The following is a 16,551-nucleotide window of genomic DNA, read 5'->3' as shown; positions in this document are numbered from 1 at the left end:
ACATCAAGCGACGAGCGTACAGCCTGCCGTCGCTGGGCAACTCTAATCACGTCTGAGCGAGAGGCTAAAAAGTCAGTTGACGTTACCGTCTACCATCACGCCGCGTGTTGTTCGGCGCGTGACGAAAAATTCCCTGCCGCAGTGCTTGCCAGCACTTTGGCCGACAGCCGTTCGGTCGTGCGCGTGGACCAGCTGCGCATGACCGCTAGGCCGGCTCGCAACCCGCCTGTTTGCGAACATCTTTCACAAATCGCTGCAGAACGGCCATCGTGCTGCCGTTGCTCACCCCGGAGGTCACGATCAGCGAAGGGGGCATACACGGTCGCGCGACGACTATTCAAGTGGGCCTCTGTACGAAGACATCGCATTCGTCAAAACGGTCCAGAGCACAGCCATTCAGTGCGCCTCGTTACAGTCTTGGCACGCTTGGCTACACGGCCACGATTTTTTCCGAATTGCGCTTTTGCGCTGCGAGTTAGCAGCGCCGGAGCGCCAATGAGCTGCCGCGTGAATGCGATGATGGTTCCGCCCTGATTACATTTCCCCCGAATTCGTGGTGCATCGCCGCGACCATCAGTATGGCTGCGGTGTTGTGCGCTACCGAACGGACAGCGCGTTGAAACAAGTACACCCTTTGCAAGACCTTATCGTCGGTGAAGAGAGGAATAATCATGACCAATGGAAACGAGAGTGCTTCAGCGATTGGCGGTAACGTTGCACCGGCTCCCAAGGGATCGATCAGCCCGATTCATGACGACGCGCGATGGAGCGAAAAATTGCGCGATGGCACGACGGTGCTGATCCGCGCGATACGCGACGAAGATGCGGAACTTGAGCGGCGTTTCATCGAACAGTTGTCGCCGCAGTCGCGTCGGTTCCGCTTCCTCGGTGAAATCAAGAGTCCGGATCCCCAACTGCTGCGGCAATTCACGCATGTGGACCAGGTGAAAGAAGTGGCGTTCGTCGCGCTGATTGCGGTTGGCACTGCCGAACGCGAAATTGGCGTGAGTCGCTATAGCGTCCTTGGCGATGGCGTGACCTGCGAATGCGCCATTGCCGTCAGCGACGAATGGCACAACCAGGGGCTCGCGACACTGCTCATGAACCACCTGATCGACGTCGCGCGCCAACACGGTATCTCGCGCATGTACTCGGTGGATGCACCGGACAATCAGGGGATGCGCGATCTTGCCGAACATCTCGGCTTCGTGCGCACAAGGGATCCAAACGATGCGCGACAGGTGTTGCATACCCTGGATCTGAACGCGCCGACGGTGTAGGAAATTCGAAATCAGTGCCGATTGATCGAAAGTTATTTGTCCCGAACGTTCGGTAGCAGACAGACGGATTCATGCGCGGCGCTCAGCATATAGTTGAAGAATCTTGCAGTTGTGCCGTATGGATGGGGCCTCGAACGGATCTCGCGATGGGCCGCAAACGTGCGGCCAGCTTGCGAGGAGGAATGTGGATACATTTGTTGAGAGTAAGATCATGCAGGATCAATCGATTTACAGTTCAGGCTTACTGCTCTATGTCGGCGAGCCGATCGAGTTCAAGCTCGAAGAACGCGAGCAGTCGATCTCTGGCACCTTCGGCGACGACTTCTTCCACTCGCGTTGGGCTGGCTACGGCAGAGGGCGTGTAGGATCCTGGCGCAGCTTGGATCGTGATCGATCGGCACAGCCGGTTGAGGCGCCTATTCCAACGGGCTCGTTCGCGCGGTTCTTCAAGCGACTGAGGAACATCACTTCCCCGAGGCAGGGCAGTGATCTCATAACACCACCGAGTGATATCGCCGAAATTTCGGCGGTAGCCTCGACCACGTTGCCAGCGTCGAAGGCGACCGCGCACGCCATCCATAGCAACCCGCTGTATAGCAACCAGATGTCGTCCTGATTGTGACGAAGCTGCTCGATATGCCCAACAAACGCCATGCGTGTTGACAGATCCAGATGGACGCGTGCAGACGCGTCAAGGCCGAGATGGCTGAGACATGAAACGCGACACTTGCGGAGATGTCCATGACGCGCAGTAGTCAGCGCATCCTGACGATCAATGGTGGTTCGTCGAGCATCAAGTTTGCGTTGTTCGATGCGGAAAGCGCGCCGCGGCAAATCTTGTCTGGCGCGATCGAACGGATCGGACTATCCGACGCCACCTTTCGCGTCAAACACGCAAATCCGGCCGACAGCTTTTGCCGCGGCGTGACCGCGCGCGATCACACCGCAGCGGTTGACATGCTGATGGACTGGATCGAGCAAGACGCGCCCTGCGGTGTGCTGACAGCGGTTGGTCATCGCGTTGTGCACGGCGGCCCCAAGTATTTCGCGCCGCAGCTAATCACGCCAGAAATGCTTGCCGAGTTGCAACGACTGACGGCGTTCGATCCCGAGCATTTGCCGGAAGAGATTCTGCTGATTGAGGCGTTTCGCCATCGTTTCCCGCAGCTGCCACAAATTGCGTGCTTTGATACCGAGTTTCATCGTGATCTACCGCGCGTTGCGAAGCTGCTGCCGATACCACGACGCTACGAAGCCATGGGCGTGCGCCGCTACGGCTTTCACGGATTGTCGTATGCGTTTCTGATGGAAGAACTTGCGCGCCTCGGCGATGCGGCGGCAACTGCGGGTCGCGTGATTCTCGTCCACCTCGGTAGCGGTGCGAGCCTCGCAGCGGTACGCGATGGCAAGTCCATCGATACCAGCATGGGTTTCACACCGACTTCCGGCATACCGATGAGCACGCGTTCTGGCGATCTTGATCCTGGATTGATCGGATATTTCGCACGCACCGAAAACATGAGCCCGCAACAGTTCAACGAAATGGTCACCATGCAGTCGGGATTGCTTGGCATGTCGGAAACCAGTTCCGACATGCGCGATCTGCTGGCGCATGAGACGCACGATGTGCGGGCGGCCGAGGCCGTGGCGCTGTTTTGCTATCAGGTTAAGAAATGGATCGGCGCGTTCGCCGCGACGTTGGGCGGAATCGACACGCTGGTATTCGCCGGCGGCATCGGCGAGAACTCTCCGATTATTAGAACTCGCATCTGCGCAGGCTTGGAGTTTCTCGGTATCGCGCTGGACGAGAATCAAAACACAACGAATGAGAATGTAATTTCGATCGCGGCAAGCACAGTTGCAGTCCGCGTCATTCGCACCGACGAACAAATCATGATCGCGAAGTCCGTCATTCGCATCCTCGGGATCGACCAACACGGAAATCGCTCATTATGAAAACGCACGCGCTGACCCCCGAATTGCTTCACAAGATCGACGCCTATTGGCGCGCCGCCAACTATGTCTCAGTCGGCCAGATTTATCTCTACGACAATCCGTTGTTGAAGGAACCATTGCAGCTGGCACACGTGAAACCGCTGGTGGTCAGTCACTGGGGCACGACACCCGGACAGAACTTCATCTACGTGCATTTGAACCGTGTGATAAAGAAGTACAACCTCGACATGTTCTACGTCGCTGGTCCCGGTCACGGCGGGCCGGCCATTGTCGGTAACGTCTATCTCGAAGGCACATGGAGCGAGGTTTATCCCGATATCACCGAGGACGAAGCTGGACTAAAAAAACTGTTCAAGCAATTCTCGTTTCCTGGCGGCATATCCAGCCACGTCGCACCGACCACACCCGGCTCGATTCATGAAGGTGGAGAGTTGGGTTATTCGCTCAGCCACGCCTTCGGAGCTGTGTTCGATAATCCGGGGTTGATTGTCGCCTGTGTCGTCGGCGATGGCGAGGCGGAAACGGGACCGCTCGCAACCGCGTGGCAATCCAACAAATTGCTTGATCCACTTACCGATGGAGCGGTGCTGCCGATCCTGCATCTCAACGGATACAAGATCAGCAACCCGACCGTATTGGCGCGCATTGATCACGATGAACTGGAACAATTCTTTCGCGGCCTCGGCTGGGCGCCGATTTTCGTGGAAGGCGATGAGCCGGAAAAAATGCATGAACTGATGGCTTGCGCATTAGACAAGGCGATCGAACAAATTCACGGAATCCAGCAGGCTGCGCGCGAATCCGACACTGGCGCGCTCGCGCGCTGGCCGATGATCGTGCTGCGCTCACCCAAAGGTTGGACCGGACCGAAAGTTGTTGACGGTCTGCAGATCGAGGGTACGTTCCGATCGCATCAAGTTCCTTTGCTGGTCGACGCAGCGCATCCCAAGCATGTCGCATTGCTCGAAGCTTGGATGAAGAGTTACAAGCCCGAGGAACTATTCGACAAAAACGGCACGCTGATGTCGGAATTGGCGGAGCTGGCGCCAAAAGGTGATCGACGCATGGGCGCCAATCTCCATACCAACGGTGGCCTGCTGCTGCGCGATCTGCACATGCCGGATTTCCGCGTGCATGCGGTGAACGTCGTATCGCCCGGTGCCGTCGATGCGCAAGACACACGGGTGCTGGGTAAGTTCCTGCGCGATGTCGTGGTGTCCAATCAGGATCAGCGCAACTTCCGCGTTTTCGGTCCTGATGAGACGTTGTCGAATTTGCTCGGTGCGGTATTTGAAGTCACCAACCGGCAATGGGATGCGATCGAACAAGGTAACGATGAATTTCTCGCGCCGGCCGGTCGCGTACTTGATTCAATGCTCAGCGAGCATCAGTGCGAAGGCTGGCTTGAAGGTTATCTGCTGACCGGCAGACACGGATTGTTCAATAGCTATGAAGCTTTCATCCGCATCATCGACTCGATGTTTAGCCAGCACGCGAAATGGCTAAAAGTCACCAAGGAATTGCCGTGGCGCCGACCGATCGCGTCGCTGAATTATCTGCTCGCCTCGCATGTTTGGCAGCAGGATCACAACGGATTCACGCATCAGGATCCGGGCTTCCTCGATCACGTCATCAACAAGAAAGCCGACATCGTGCGCGCGTATTTGCCGCCGGATGCCAACTGCTTGTTGTCAGTGATCGATCATTGTCTGCGCAGCCGCAACTACGTCAATGTCGTTGTCGCTGGCAAGCATGCGTTGCCGCAGTGGTTGTCGATGGACGCCGCTGTCTTGCATTGCACGCAAGGCATCGGTATTTGGCAATGGGCGAGCAACGATCAGGAGTCCGAGCCGGACGTCGTGATGGCCTGTTGCGGTGACACGCCGACACTGGAAGTTCTGGCCGCGACTTCGATCCTGCGCGCACATTTGCCCGAGCTGAAGATTCGCGTCGTCAATGTCGTTGATCTGATGAAATTGCAGTCGTGTTCGGAGCACCCGCATGGACTCAGCGAGCAAGACTACGACTCGCTATTCACCACCGCCAAACACATCATCTTCGCGTTTCACGGGTATCCCTGGCTCATTCATCGGCTGACTTATCGCCGAACCAATCGCAACCTGCACGTCCGCGGTTACAAGGAAGAAGGCACGATCACCACGGCTTTCGACATGCGCGTACAAAACGATCTCGATCGTTTTCATCTGGTCATCGACGTGATTGATCGGCTCCCGCACTTGGGCTCGCCGGGCGCGTACCTCAAGCAGCAGATGCGCGACAAGTTGATCGAACACAAGCACTACATTGATCAGCATGGCGAAGACATGCCCGAGATCCGAAATTGGAAGTGGGGCAACGGCGAATGATCGATCAGTCGACTGCAACTACTGCGGGTTCCGACACGGCTCCGGCGAAAAGCCCAGCCAGTGCGAAAAATTGCGGCGTCGTCGTCGCGGTGCGCGGCAGTGTTGTCGAGGTTCGGTTCGATACGCATTTGCCGCCGATCTATTCACTGCTGCACACGGGAACCAAAAAAGAAATCGTCATCGAAGTGCTGGCGCAACGCGATGCAAATCATGTGCGCGGTATCGCCTTGACCTCGACCCAAGGCTTGGCGCGCGGGACAGTGGTAGAAGACACCGGCGGCCCGCTCAACGCGCCGGTTGGCCACGGCCTGCTTTCAAGAATGTTCAACGTATTCGGTGAGGTGATTGATCGCCAAGCGGCGCCTGAAAATATGCAGTGGCGTTCGGTACACCGCGCTCCGCCGTCGCTCACGCAGCGCTCGACGAAATCGGAAATCTTCGAAACCGGCATCAAGATCATCGATGTGCTTGTCCCGCTAGAACGCGGCGGCAAAGCCGGACTGTTCGGCGGCGCGGGTGTCGGCAAGACGGTGTTATTGACCGAAATGATTCACAACATGATGGAACACCAGAAAGGCGTGAGTCTGTTTTGTGGTATCGGTGAGCGTTGTCGCGAAGGCGAGGAGCTCTACGACGAGATGAAAAAAGCCGGCGTGCTGCAGAACATGGTGATGGTGTTCGGCCAGATGAATGAGCCGCCGGGCGCACGTTTCCGCGTTGGGCATGTGGCGCTGACGATGGCCGAATATTTTCGCGACGACGAGCATCGCGATGTGTTGCTGCTCATCGACAATATCTTTCGTTTTATCCAGGCCGGCATGGAAGTCTCGGGCTTAATGGGGCAGATGCCATCGCGATTGGGTTATCAGCCGACGATGGGCACCGAACTGTCCGGTTTGGAAGAACGCATCGCCAATACCGATAGCGGAGCGATCACCTCGATCCAGGCGGTTTATGTGCCGGCGGATGACTTCACCGATCCGGCGGCGGTGCATACGTTCTCGCATCTTTCGGCATCGATCGTACTGTCGCGCAAACGCGCGAGCGAAGGCCTTTTTCCCGCGATCGATCCACTGCAATCCCATTCCAAGATGGCCACTCCCGGCATCGTCGGTTCCCGTCATTACGAGTTGGCGCAGGAAATCCGCAAGACCCTCGCGCAATATGCCGATCTCAAGGACATCATCGCCATGCTCGGCCTTGAGCAGCTTGCGCCGGAAGACCGCAACGTGGTCGCGCGCGCCCGGCGGCTAGAGCGTTTTTTGACCCAGCCTTTTTTTACCACCGAACAATTTACAGGTCTCGCAGGAAAATCGGTCTCGCTCAAGGATGCGCTGGACGGTTGCGAGCGAATCCTGCGCGATGAGTTCAAAGATTATCCGGAGAGTGCGCTCTACATGATCGGCGCGATCGACGAGGCGAAGAAAGACGGCAAACCCGTTCCGCCCGCAGCAAAGCCGCCAGAAAAAATCGCAACTGCGCAGAGCACTCATGCACCTTAAAGTTCTTTTGCCGTTCCAGATATTCGTCGAGAAAACGCAGGTGCAGCGGATTGTCGTGGAAACGCTTGAAGGATCGTTCGGGTTATTGGAGCATCGGCTCGATTGCGTTGCAGCGCTCGTGCCGGGAATTCTCATTTACCAAAGCGCGGGCGAGGGCGAAGTTTTTGTCGCAGTGGATGACGGCGTGCTGGTGAAAACCGGTGCGGATGTGCTCATCTCCGTGCGGCGTGCAGTAAGCGGAACGGATCTTGGCCGGCTGCGCGATGTCGTGGAAAAGGAGTTCTCAACCCTCGACGATCAGGAGCGCAGCGCGCGCCTCGCCACAGCGAAATTGGAAACCAACTTTCTGAGTCGCTTCGCGGCCTTTCAACATGGATGACAACGTGCCCGGACCGGATAAAGTTTCGCCGCTTGCGGAAACCATGCCGACCTTCGCCGAGCAAGTCGGCGCCAAGGCTACGCGCAAGCTCAGGAAGCGGGGCAACCCCAACGCTGACGTTTGGTTCGGTCTGGGAATGATGGGGCTCGTCGGCTGGTCGGTGGCCGTGCCGACTTTGCTTGGCGCGGCACTCGGCATTTGGCTGGACTCGCACTATCCGGGACAACATTCCTGGACCCTGGCGCTGCTCGTACTCGGACTCACCATCGGCTGCTTCAATGCCTGGCACTGGGTTGCCAAGGAAGATCAAGCCATGCATGACGATCAGGTGCGTGATGATCGGGAGCAAGACGATGTCTGACCTGCTGACATGGGCGCTGGTTTGGTCCGCAGGCGTAGCACTTGGTGCGATATTTTTCGGCGGCCTGTGGTGGACGGTGCGTCGCGGTGTTTTGTCGGAACACCCCGCGGTGTGGTTCCTTGTCAGCGTGATGCTGCGCACGAGTCTGGTGCTCGGCGGGTTTTATGTCGTCGCAGATGGCCAGTGGCCACGATTGCTATTGTGTCTGCTCGGTTTTGTCATGGCGCGCGAAGGCCTAACTTGGCTCACGCGGTACTCAATGCGAAATCTTCCGCGCACGACTGCGGAGAACGACCATGCAGCTTAGCCCCGACCAGCTGATTTTCTGGCATTACGGTTTCGTCAAACTCAACGCCACGATCGTCTTTACTTGGGCGCTGATGGTGCTGCTTGTGGTTGGCTCAAAACTCATCACGCGCAAACTTTCCGTGGATTTGCAGCGTTCGCGCTGGCAGAACGTTCTGGAAATCATCGTCACCGCGATCAATAGCCAGATCGGCGATGTGGGGTTGCGGCCAGCAGAAAAATATCTCGGTTTTCTCGGCACACTTTTTTTGTTCGTGGCCAGTGCCACCTTGTGCACGATCATCCCCGGCTTCGAGCCGCCGACCGGTTCACTCTCGACCACCGTGGCGCTGGCGCTGTGTGTGTTTGTAGCTGTCCCGGCGTTTGGCATCAGCGAGCAGGGCATCGGCGGCTATCTGAAATCCTACATCGAGCCGACCGTCATCATGCTGCCGTTCAATATCATCAGCGAGCTTTCGCGCACGCTTGCGCTCGCCGTGCGTCTGTTCGGCAACATGATGAGTGGAGCGATGATCGTCGCCATCCTGTTAACGATCACGCCGTTCGTTTTTCCGATCGTGATGACGACCTTGGGCCTGCTCACTGGCATGGTGCAGGCTTACATCTTCAGCATTCTGGCGGCGGTCTACATCGCCGCTGCAACGCGTACGCGCAAGTCCGTTGCAAAGCCCGTTCCCGGCAGCAAAACATAAAGGAATTATTTATGGATCCCACAACCCTCATTGCGATTGCTTCAATCATCACCGCCGGCCTAACCATTGGTATCGGCGGCATTGCTCCCGCGCTCGGCGAAGGACGTGCGGTCGCGACAGCGTTGACGGCGCTGGCCCAGCAACCCGATGCATCTGCCACCATCACCCGCACGTTGTTCGTCGGCTTGGCGATGATCGAATCGCTGGCGATCTATTCCTTCGTGGTTTCGATGATTCTCATCTTCGCCAACCCATTCTGGAATCACGTCATCCAAGCTGCTGGAAAATAAACCATGCTCATCGACTGGTTCACCGTCGGCGCACAGGCGCTCAATTTTGTCGTTCTGGTGTGGTTGATGAAGCGCTTTTTGTATCGGCCAATCCTCAACGCCATCGACGCGCGTGAAAAATTGATCGCGGGCAAGTTGGCCGACGCCAGCGCGAAGCAGGCCGACGCAGCCAAGGATCAAACCGAATTCGAGAAGAAGAATGCGGAGTTCGATCAGCAACGCGCTGCACTGTTGAAGAAGGCGACCGACGAGGCAAATACCGAGCGCCAGCGCCTGCTCGATGAAGCGCGCAAGGCAGCTGACGACTTGAGTGCCAAGCGTGAGCAAGCGATGTTGAACGATGCTCAACAACTCAGCGATGCCATCGCTAAACGCACTGAAGCGGCCGTGTTCGCGATCACGCGCAAGACGCTTGGTGATCTGGCGACGGCGAGTTTGCAAGAGCGCATGAGCGAAGTATTTATCCGCCGACTGCAAAGCATGGATGCGCAAGCGAAGGCCAGTCTCGACGCTGCGTTGAAAAGCGCTTCCGAACCTGCACTAGTGCGCTGCGCATTCGATCTGCCACCTGAGCAACAGGCGGCAATCCAGAAGTCAATCAACGAAACTTTTGCAGCCGATATTCCTCTGCGTTTTGAAACGAAACCGGCCCTTGTCAGCGGAATTGAACTGAGCAGCAACGGACAAAAACTTGGCTGGAGCATTGCCGATTATCTGAGCTCGATGCAAACCAGTATCGGCGCATTGTTGAAATCGCCAGCAAAAGTCGAAACAGCAGTGGCTGCGGCCAAGCTGGAAATAAAGAGCGCATAGACATGCCAGCGCAAAGCTTTCAGCAGGTGATCGACGCAACATTTTCCGCGATAAGTCAGGGCCTGGAAAACTTCAAACCGCAATTGCTGCCGCGCGAGGTCGGCACGATCACGCACGTTGCCACCGGCGTCGCCAAAGTATCGGGCTTGCCTGGCGTGGGTTACGACGAGTTGGTGAGTTTTCCCGGCGGCGTGCTCGGTATCGCTTTTAATGTGGACGAAGACGAGGTCGGCGTCGTGCTGCTTGGCGACTACGCAAACCTGCACGCCGGTGATGAAGTGCAACGCACTCATCGCGTCATGGATGTGGCGGTGGGTGAGGGCTTGCTCGGTCGCGTGATCGATCCATTGGGTAAAGCGCTCGATGGTAAAGGTGTCGTGGTGAGCAGCGAACGTCTGCCGATCGAGCGTCCCGCGCCGGCGATCATGGATCGCGCTCTGGTCACGGTACCGTTGCAGACCGGTCTGACCGTGATTGATGCACTGATTCCAATCGGGCGCGGCCAGCGCGAATTAATTTTGGGTGACCGGCAGACCGGCAAGACTGCCATCGCGCTCGATACCATCGTCAATCAGCGCGAGGAAAATGTCGTGTGCATCTATTGCGCCATCGGCCAACGCGCTTCCGCCGTGGCGAAAGCGGTAGCAGGTCTGCGCGAGAAGGGGGCGATGGACTACACCGTTGTCGTTGTGGCCGAAGGCAACGATGCGCCGGGCCTTGTTTACATCACACCTTATGCGGCGACCAGCATCGCGGAATATTTCATGGCAGCAGGTCGCGATGTGCTGATCGTGTATGACGATCTCACTCAGCACGCGCGGGCGTATCGAGAGATTTCGTTGTTGCTGCGCCGTCCTCCCGGGCGCGAGGCGTTTCCGGGCGATATTTTCTACATCCATTCGCGCATGCTCGAACGTTCGACGCATTTGCGTAAGGATCTCGGTGGCGGCTCGCTCACGGCTCTGCCTATCATCGAAACCGAGGCGGAGGATATCTCGGCCTATATTCCGACCAATCTTATTTCCATCACCGATGGGCAAATCTATCTCTCGCCATCGCTATTCGAGTTGGGTGTACTGCCGGCCATCGATGTCGGCAAATCCGTTTCGCGTGTCGGTGGCAAGGCGCAACGCGCGACTTATCGCGCCGTGGCCGGTGATCTCAAGCTTGCCTACGCGCAATTCAGCGAACTTGAAAAATTCTCCCGTTTCGGCGCGCGTCTGGACGATGACACGCGCAGGACGATCGAACATGGACGCCGCATCCGCGCCTGCCTGAAGCAGCCGGAGTTCGCTCCGGTATCCGTGCCCGCGCAAATCGCCATCTTGCTGGCTTTGACTGCGCGGCTGTTCGACGACGTGCCGCTGGATAAAATGACCGATGCCGGCAATGCCGTGCGCCAAGCCGCATCGAACATTCCAGCGGACGTGCGCGCGCGTTTCGGCGGTACGGAAAAACTCAGTGACGATGACCGCAAGGCCATCGTCGAAATCGCGCGTGAGGCGCTGTTACCGTTCGGGCCCAAACCGGCGGCCGACGCAAAAGCTGGTAGCAACGACAAATCAAACTCTGCAGACAAGCCCGCATCCAAGCATGACATCAAGCCCAAGCCTGCGGACAAACCCAAGCCCGAACTTTCCACACAGGATCAATCCAAGGCCGCAGTCAAGGAAAAAACGTGAGCGATTCCGCCGCCAGCTTGCGCCGCAAGATCAGTAGCGCCGGAGATCTTCAATCGGTCGTGCGAACGATGAAAGCCATGGCCGCGTCGAGCATTGGACAATACGAACGATCAGTACTCGCCTTGGCCGACTACTACCGCACCGTCGAGCTCGGACTCGGCGCGTGCTTTCGCGAAAGCGCGCCGGTGGCAGTGATAGCACCGCACAATGAACGATCGAATCCCGGCGTGATTGGCGCCATCGTCTTTGGCTCCGATCAAGGCTTGGTCGGTCAGTTCAACGACGTCATTGCAGAGTACGCAATCAAGACGCTATCGACGCTTCCCGGCAAAACCGAAGTCCTAGCCGTAGGCGAGCGCGTCCGCGCGCGCTTGGCGAATTCAGACCTGCAGATGATCGGACTTTTCCCTGTGCCCAATTCTGTGCAGGCAATCGCACCGTTGGTCGGGCAGATTCAAATCGCAAGCGAGGCGCGCCGCGCCGAGCATGAGTACACGCAGGTATACGTGTTCCATAATCGGCCGAAGCCGGGCGGACTCTACGAGCCGGTCAGTCAGCGCTTGCTGCCGCTTGATGCGCAATGGCAGCTTGGCCTGACAAACGTTCCGTGGCCGACCAAAAGCCTGCCCGAGGTAATCAGCGGCAGCATCGCGACGCTGCGCGCGCTTATCCGCGAATATCTTTTCATCTCGTTATTCCGTGCGTGCGCCGAATCGCTGGCCAGCGAAAACGCGAGCCGCCTCGCAGCGATGCAGCGCGCCGATCGCAATATCGACGAACTCATGGTGACGCTGCAAAGTACCTTCCGTCGATTGCGCCAGGATGCGATAGACGAAGAACTCTTCGACGTGATCGCGGGATACGAAGCACTGTCAAAAACTGCCAACGTTTAACGACAGCGCCAACATCTGAGTAACAGGAAAATGACCATGAAGATTGATGCCAGCGAGTTCCGGGTCAAAGAGGGTGAAAAGGCCGAGCTCACCGCGCGGCCGACCGCAGTAAAACCCGTCTGCAAGTCGAAGAAGCACTACAAGAAGCTGCTGAAGGAACACGTCGAATCGCTGAGCGCGCTGCAACGGCTGCACTACGCGTCCGGTCGCTACGCCATGCTGCTGATCTTTCAGGGCATGGACAGCGCGGGCAAGGACGGAGCGATTCGCCATGTCATGTCGGGGATCAATCCGCAGGGCTGCGAAGTCTTCAGTTTCAAACAGCCCAGCACCGAGGAACTCAAGCACGACTTCCTTTGGCGCACGACCTGCCGGCTACCCGAGCGCGGCCGGATCGGCATCTTCAATCGTTCGTACTACGAGGAAGTTTTGGTTGTCCGCGTGCATCCAGAAATACTCCGAGCGCAGGGATTGCCAGATGCAGTGCTTGATGAGAAAGACATCTGGCAACAGCGCTATCGATCCATCTCCGAACTGGAGGAGCATGTACACGTACAAGAAATGATCGAGTTGCCGACAGGCCACTAACTCGACGGCGGCTCGCCGAGTCGTGTTGCGGACTTAAGGTGATTTATGAAAAGGTATGCAGGCTATTTCGTTGTTTCGTTGCTGCTGGTCCTGATGAGCGCGTTTGCCAAGACCACGCCGACAGCCGACGGCAATCCGGCATTCACTCAGCAAGAACTCGATCAGATGCTAGCGCCGATCGCGCTGTACCCAGACTCGTTGCTTTCGCAAGTTCTGATGGCGGCAACCTATCCGCTGGAAGTGGTGCAGGCCGCCCGTTGGTCGAGCGACAACTCCACGATCAATGGCACGGCAGCAGTCGAGGCAGTCGATAACCAAGATTGGGACCCAAGCGTCAAATCGTTGCTTGCATTCCCACAGGTATTGCAAACGTTGGATCAAAAAATCGACTGGACCGAACGCCTTGGTGATGCGTTTATCGCACAACAAGCACAAGTAATGGATACGGTGCAGATGCTGCGGCAAAAGGCAAAAGCCGCAGGCAATTTGAATTCAAACGCGCAAATTGCCGCGACTCAATCGAACGAGAGCATTGATGTCGCGCCAGCAAACCCGAACGAAGTCTATGTGCCTTATTACGATCCGACCGTCGCCTACGGAACGTGGTGGTGGCCGCAATATCCTGCCGGTTACGGCACATCCGGAGTTACCAGCTTTCTGGTCGATCAGGGAGGTGTGATATACGAGAAGAATCTGGGGCAGGATTCGCAAACTGTTGCCGCTGCAATTACGGCGTTCAATCCCTCGGACGGATGGAAAAAAGCCGAGCAGACGAATTGAGCCCGAGCCCATTCGAACCGATCTCTTTGCATTTTTCCGAGCTTGGAGTTCGAGCCTTTGGATGCGACACGTTAGCGGCAGACGACGATCTCGTGCGTCGCTGTCGCTCAAGCCGGTGTCGCGCAAATGTTACCCAAGATCGCTATTTGAAGTGAGCACTGAGTCGATTGTTCAGATGCCCACCGTGGACGTGATTTACACATGTCCGATGCATCCCGAAATTCAGCGTCATGGCCCGGGCAGCTGTCCAAAATGCGGCATGGTACTGGAGCCGGTCGTCACGAAGGACGGGCAGGGTGACATCGAACTCGACAAGGTTCTCCGCAAGTTGCTCGTCGCGGCAGCGCTCGCGATTCCGCTCCTGCTGATCGCGATGGGTCCGCATCTTTTCGGCATGCATATGAGAGAAAGCACTGCTCATCTGTCGCGCTGGCTCGAACTCATGCTGTCCGCGCCGCTGGTGCTTTGGGCCGGCATGTCTTACTACCGGCGTGGCTGGACAGGTTTTGTCATTGCGTCGCCGAATATGTATAGCTTGATCAGTCTTGGTGTGGTGGTGGCATTCGGTTTCAGTCTTGTGGCTACATTTTTGCCATCGTGGTTTCCACCGGCGATGCATGATCAATACGGCATGGTCGGTGTCTATTTCGAATCTGCCGGTGTCATCATCGCACTGGTGTTGTTCGGCGAGTGGCTCGAATTGCGATCTCGCGGAAAAACATCGCAGGCGATCCGCCATTTGCTTGATCTAGCGCCCAAGACCGCACGACGTATTCTGCCCGATAGCAATGAAGAAGATGTCGCGCTCGAGCAGCTGAAGGTTGGCGATTTGCTGCGTGTTCGACCTGGCGAAAAAGTGCCCGTGGATGGTTTCGTCTTCGAGGGACGAGCAGCGTTGACGAATCGCTCCTTACTGGCGAACCCTTACCCGTGGAGAAGCACGCTGATGACCGCGTTACCGGTGGTACGGTCAACGGCACCGGCAGCTTTAAAATGCGCGCCGATCGCATCGGGCACGATACCGTACTGGCGCAAATCGTCGAGCTGGTCGGCAAGGCGCAGCAGTCGAAAGCGCCGCTGCAAAGACTCGCGGATCGCATCGCTTCATTCTTCGTCCCGACAGTCGTCGCAATCGCATTGCTTACTTTCGTCGTATGGCTCTTCGTCGGTCCTGAACCACGCTTGGCTTACGCCATCGTCAATGCGGTTGCGGTACTTATTATCGCGTGTCCGTGTGCACTCGGACTCGCTACGCCGATTTCCATCACTGTCGCGAGTGGACGTGGCGCTGCGGCTGGCGTTTTGTTTCGCGATGCTGCTGCGATCGAGGGCTTGGCGCATATCAATGTGCTGGTGCTTGATAAAACCGGTACGTTGACCGAAGGCAGACCAGCACTGACAGATGTGGTCGCCACCGTCGGTTTCGCCGAATCCGACGTGCTCATGATCGCCGCCTCGCTTGAGGCCGCGAGCGAGCACCCGTTGGCACAAGCGATTCTCGACGCTGCGAAAAGTAGAAATGTTGCCCACTCCGAGGTCAGCAACTTCTCGTCCGTCACCGGCCAAGGCGTACTCGGAGATATCGGCGCCGTCAACGTAGCTCTCGGAAATGCCGAGTTAATGCAGTCCGTCGGTGTCGATCCAGCATCGCTGGCACAGCGTGCGGATGAGCTGCGCCGGGATGCCAAGACAGTAATGTTTTTGGCGCGTGGCCGGCAACTCGCAGGATTGGTCGCGGTGCAAGATCCGATCAAGCCGGGTGCGCGTGCGATTCTCATCGCGTTGCGCGACGAAAAACTACGCATCGTCATGCTCACAGGTGATAGCGAAGCAACGGCACATGCGGTTGCTTCGCAACTCGGTATAGACGAATACCACGCCAGCCAAACGCCAGCAAAAAAGTCCGAGTGGATAGTGGGTACGAAAACGGCGGGCGCCTGTGTGGCGATGGCCGGCGACGGCGTCAACGACGCACCAGCCCTGACCGTCGCGGATGTAGGTATCGCGATGGGCAACGGTTCGGATATCGCCAAGCAGAGCGCACAGATCACGCTGATCAAAGGTGAACTCGCCGGCATCTTGCGCGCACTCCGTCTATCTAAAGCGACGGTTCGCAATATTCATCAGAACCTGGCGTTTGCATTTCTGTACAACGCACTGGGAATACCCATCGCAGCGGGTGTGTTGTATCCGTTTTTCGGCTGGTTATTGAGCCCGATGATTGCGGCTCTTGCGATGAGCCTTTCTTCTGTTTCGGTGATCACTAACGCCTTGCGTTTGCGTACTGTGCGGAAAATCTCAATGTGACCGGTCAAAACCGAATTTGAGGTGAGGGTGGCAGCGAAACCAACGAGCGAGAGACAGTCCGCATACTATGGGATTACCGATATGGTAGCGCTCTAAATTCGATTCTCGATACTCGCAGCCATCTGCGCTATCGCCGAACCTCGATCGCCTTGCATTGGACATTGGCATTACTTCTCGTGGTGATGGTCGCTGTGGGCTAATGCATGATGTCGAGCGTGCGCATGGCTATGACGCAGCGCTTCCACTGCGACGATGCAAGCGCGCGCTTGGGCGCTGGCCACATCGGCAAGCGCAAGGGCGCGATCGCTGCCCGCGGGGCGAGTGGTATCGAGCTTCATGCGTGTCGATCGGACTTG

The 16,551-nt window shown here is 57.2% G+C and carries 16 protein-coding genes and 1 pseudogene; 16 read left to right on the top strand and 1 reads right to left on the bottom strand.

Annotation, left to right across the window (positions count from 1 at the left end):
- Window positions 1–671: 671 nt before the first annotated feature.
- The 16 genes and pseudogenes from ELE36_RS12840 (at window position 672) to ELE36_RS21195 (ending at window position 16,195) form a co-directional block, all read left to right on the top strand.
- Window positions 672–1,280 (top strand): GNAT family N-acetyltransferase, encoded by a 609-nt coding sequence (locus ELE36_RS12840; RefSeq protein WP_129833904.1) that lies wholly within the window; start codon window positions 672–674, stop codon window positions 1,278–1,280.
- 211 nt (window positions 1,281–1,491) lie between these two features.
- Window positions 1,492–1,896: a hypothetical protein gene (locus ELE36_RS12835; protein ID WP_129833902.1), complete on the top strand. Its 405-nt coding sequence runs from the start codon at window positions 1,492–1,494 to the stop codon at window positions 1,894–1,896.
- Window positions 1,897–2,021: 125 nt separating this feature from the next.
- A complete protein-coding gene (locus tag ELE36_RS12830; protein WP_129833900.1) occupies window positions 2,022–3,236 on the top strand; it encodes an acetate/propionate family kinase in 1,215 nt (404 codons plus the stop codon).
- Window positions 3,233–5,602, top strand: a complete 2,370-nt coding sequence (locus ELE36_RS12825) for a phosphoketolase family protein (RefSeq protein ID WP_129833898.1) — start codon at window positions 3,233–3,235, stop codon at window positions 5,600–5,602. Before ELE36_RS12830 ends, ELE36_RS12825 begins: the two co-directional genes overlap by 4 nt.
- Entirely contained in the window at window positions 5,599–7,104 is a 1,506-nt protein-coding gene (gene atpD, locus ELE36_RS12820) for a F0F1 ATP synthase subunit beta (protein ID WP_129833896.1), read from the top strand. Before ELE36_RS12825 ends, atpD begins: the two co-directional genes overlap by 4 nt.
- A gap of 7 nt (window positions 7,105–7,111) precedes the next feature.
- Window positions 7,112–7,483, top strand: coding sequence for a F0F1 ATP synthase subunit epsilon (locus ELE36_RS12815; protein ID WP_207215773.1), 372 nt, complete (start codon window positions 7,112–7,114; stop codon window positions 7,481–7,483).
- On the top strand, window positions 7,476–7,844 hold the full coding sequence (locus ELE36_RS12810) for an AtpZ/AtpI family protein (protein ID WP_129833892.1): 369 nt from the start codon (window positions 7,476–7,478) through the stop codon (window positions 7,842–7,844). Before ELE36_RS12815 ends, ELE36_RS12810 begins: the two co-directional genes overlap by 8 nt.
- The gene (locus ELE36_RS12805; protein WP_129833890.1) at window positions 7,837–8,151 is read left to right on the top strand and encodes an ATP synthase subunit I; all 315 of its coding nucleotides are present in this window, start codon (window positions 7,837–7,839) and stop codon (window positions 8,149–8,151) included. The genes ELE36_RS12810 and ELE36_RS12805 overlap by 8 nt, the downstream gene beginning before the upstream one ends.
- Window positions 8,141–8,842, top strand: coding sequence for a F0F1 ATP synthase subunit A (locus ELE36_RS12800; RefSeq protein WP_129833888.1), 702 nt, complete (start codon window positions 8,141–8,143; stop codon window positions 8,840–8,842). Before ELE36_RS12805 ends, ELE36_RS12800 begins: the two co-directional genes overlap by 11 nt.
- An 11-nt stretch (window positions 8,843–8,853) precedes the next feature.
- Window positions 8,854–9,132, top strand: coding sequence for a F0F1 ATP synthase subunit C (locus ELE36_RS12795; RefSeq protein ID WP_129833886.1), 279 nt, complete (start codon window positions 8,854–8,856; stop codon window positions 9,130–9,132).
- Between the two features lie 3 nt (window positions 9,133–9,135).
- Window positions 9,136–9,945, top strand: a complete 810-nt coding sequence (locus ELE36_RS12790; protein ID WP_129833884.1) for a F0F1 ATP synthase subunit B family protein — start codon at window positions 9,136–9,138, stop codon at window positions 9,943–9,945.
- A gap of 2 nt (window positions 9,946–9,947) precedes the next feature.
- Window positions 9,948–11,627, top strand: a complete 1,680-nt coding sequence (locus ELE36_RS12785) for an alternate F1F0 ATPase, F1 subunit alpha (protein ID WP_129833882.1) — start codon at window positions 9,948–9,950, stop codon at window positions 11,625–11,627.
- Window positions 11,624–12,520: a F0F1 ATP synthase subunit gamma gene (locus ELE36_RS12780; protein ID WP_129833880.1), complete on the top strand. Its 897-nt coding sequence runs from the start codon at window positions 11,624–11,626 to the stop codon at window positions 12,518–12,520. Before ELE36_RS12785 ends, ELE36_RS12780 begins: the two co-directional genes overlap by 4 nt.
- 36 nt (window positions 12,521–12,556) lie before the next feature.
- Window positions 12,557–13,108, top strand: coding sequence for a polyphosphate kinase 2 family protein (locus ELE36_RS12775; RefSeq protein WP_129833878.1), 552 nt, complete (start codon window positions 12,557–12,559; stop codon window positions 13,106–13,108).
- A gap of 45 nt (window positions 13,109–13,153) precedes the next feature.
- Complete coding sequence (locus ELE36_RS12770; protein ID WP_129833876.1) at window positions 13,154–13,888, top strand: DUF3300 domain-containing protein; 735 nt, start codon at window positions 13,154–13,156, stop codon at window positions 13,886–13,888.
- Window positions 13,889–13,949: 61 nt separating this feature from the next.
- Window positions 13,950–16,195 (top strand): annotated as a pseudogene (locus ELE36_RS21195) (copper-transporting P-type ATPase).
- A gap of 167 nt (window positions 16,196–16,362) precedes the next feature.
- Here ELE36_RS21195 and ELE36_RS20380 read toward each other — a convergent pair.
- Window positions 16,363–16,533, bottom strand: coding sequence for a hypothetical protein (locus ELE36_RS20380; RefSeq protein ID WP_165371593.1), 171 nt, complete (start codon window positions 16,531–16,533; stop codon window positions 16,363–16,365).
- Window positions 16,534–16,551: the final 18 nt, after the last annotated feature.

It is taken from the genome of Pseudolysobacter antarcticus (assembly GCF_004168365.1).
Lineage (GTDB): Bacteria > Pseudomonadota > Gammaproteobacteria > Xanthomonadales > Rhodanobacteraceae > Pseudolysobacter > Pseudolysobacter antarcticus.
This window is presented reverse-complemented; position numbering and strand designations above follow the sequence as displayed.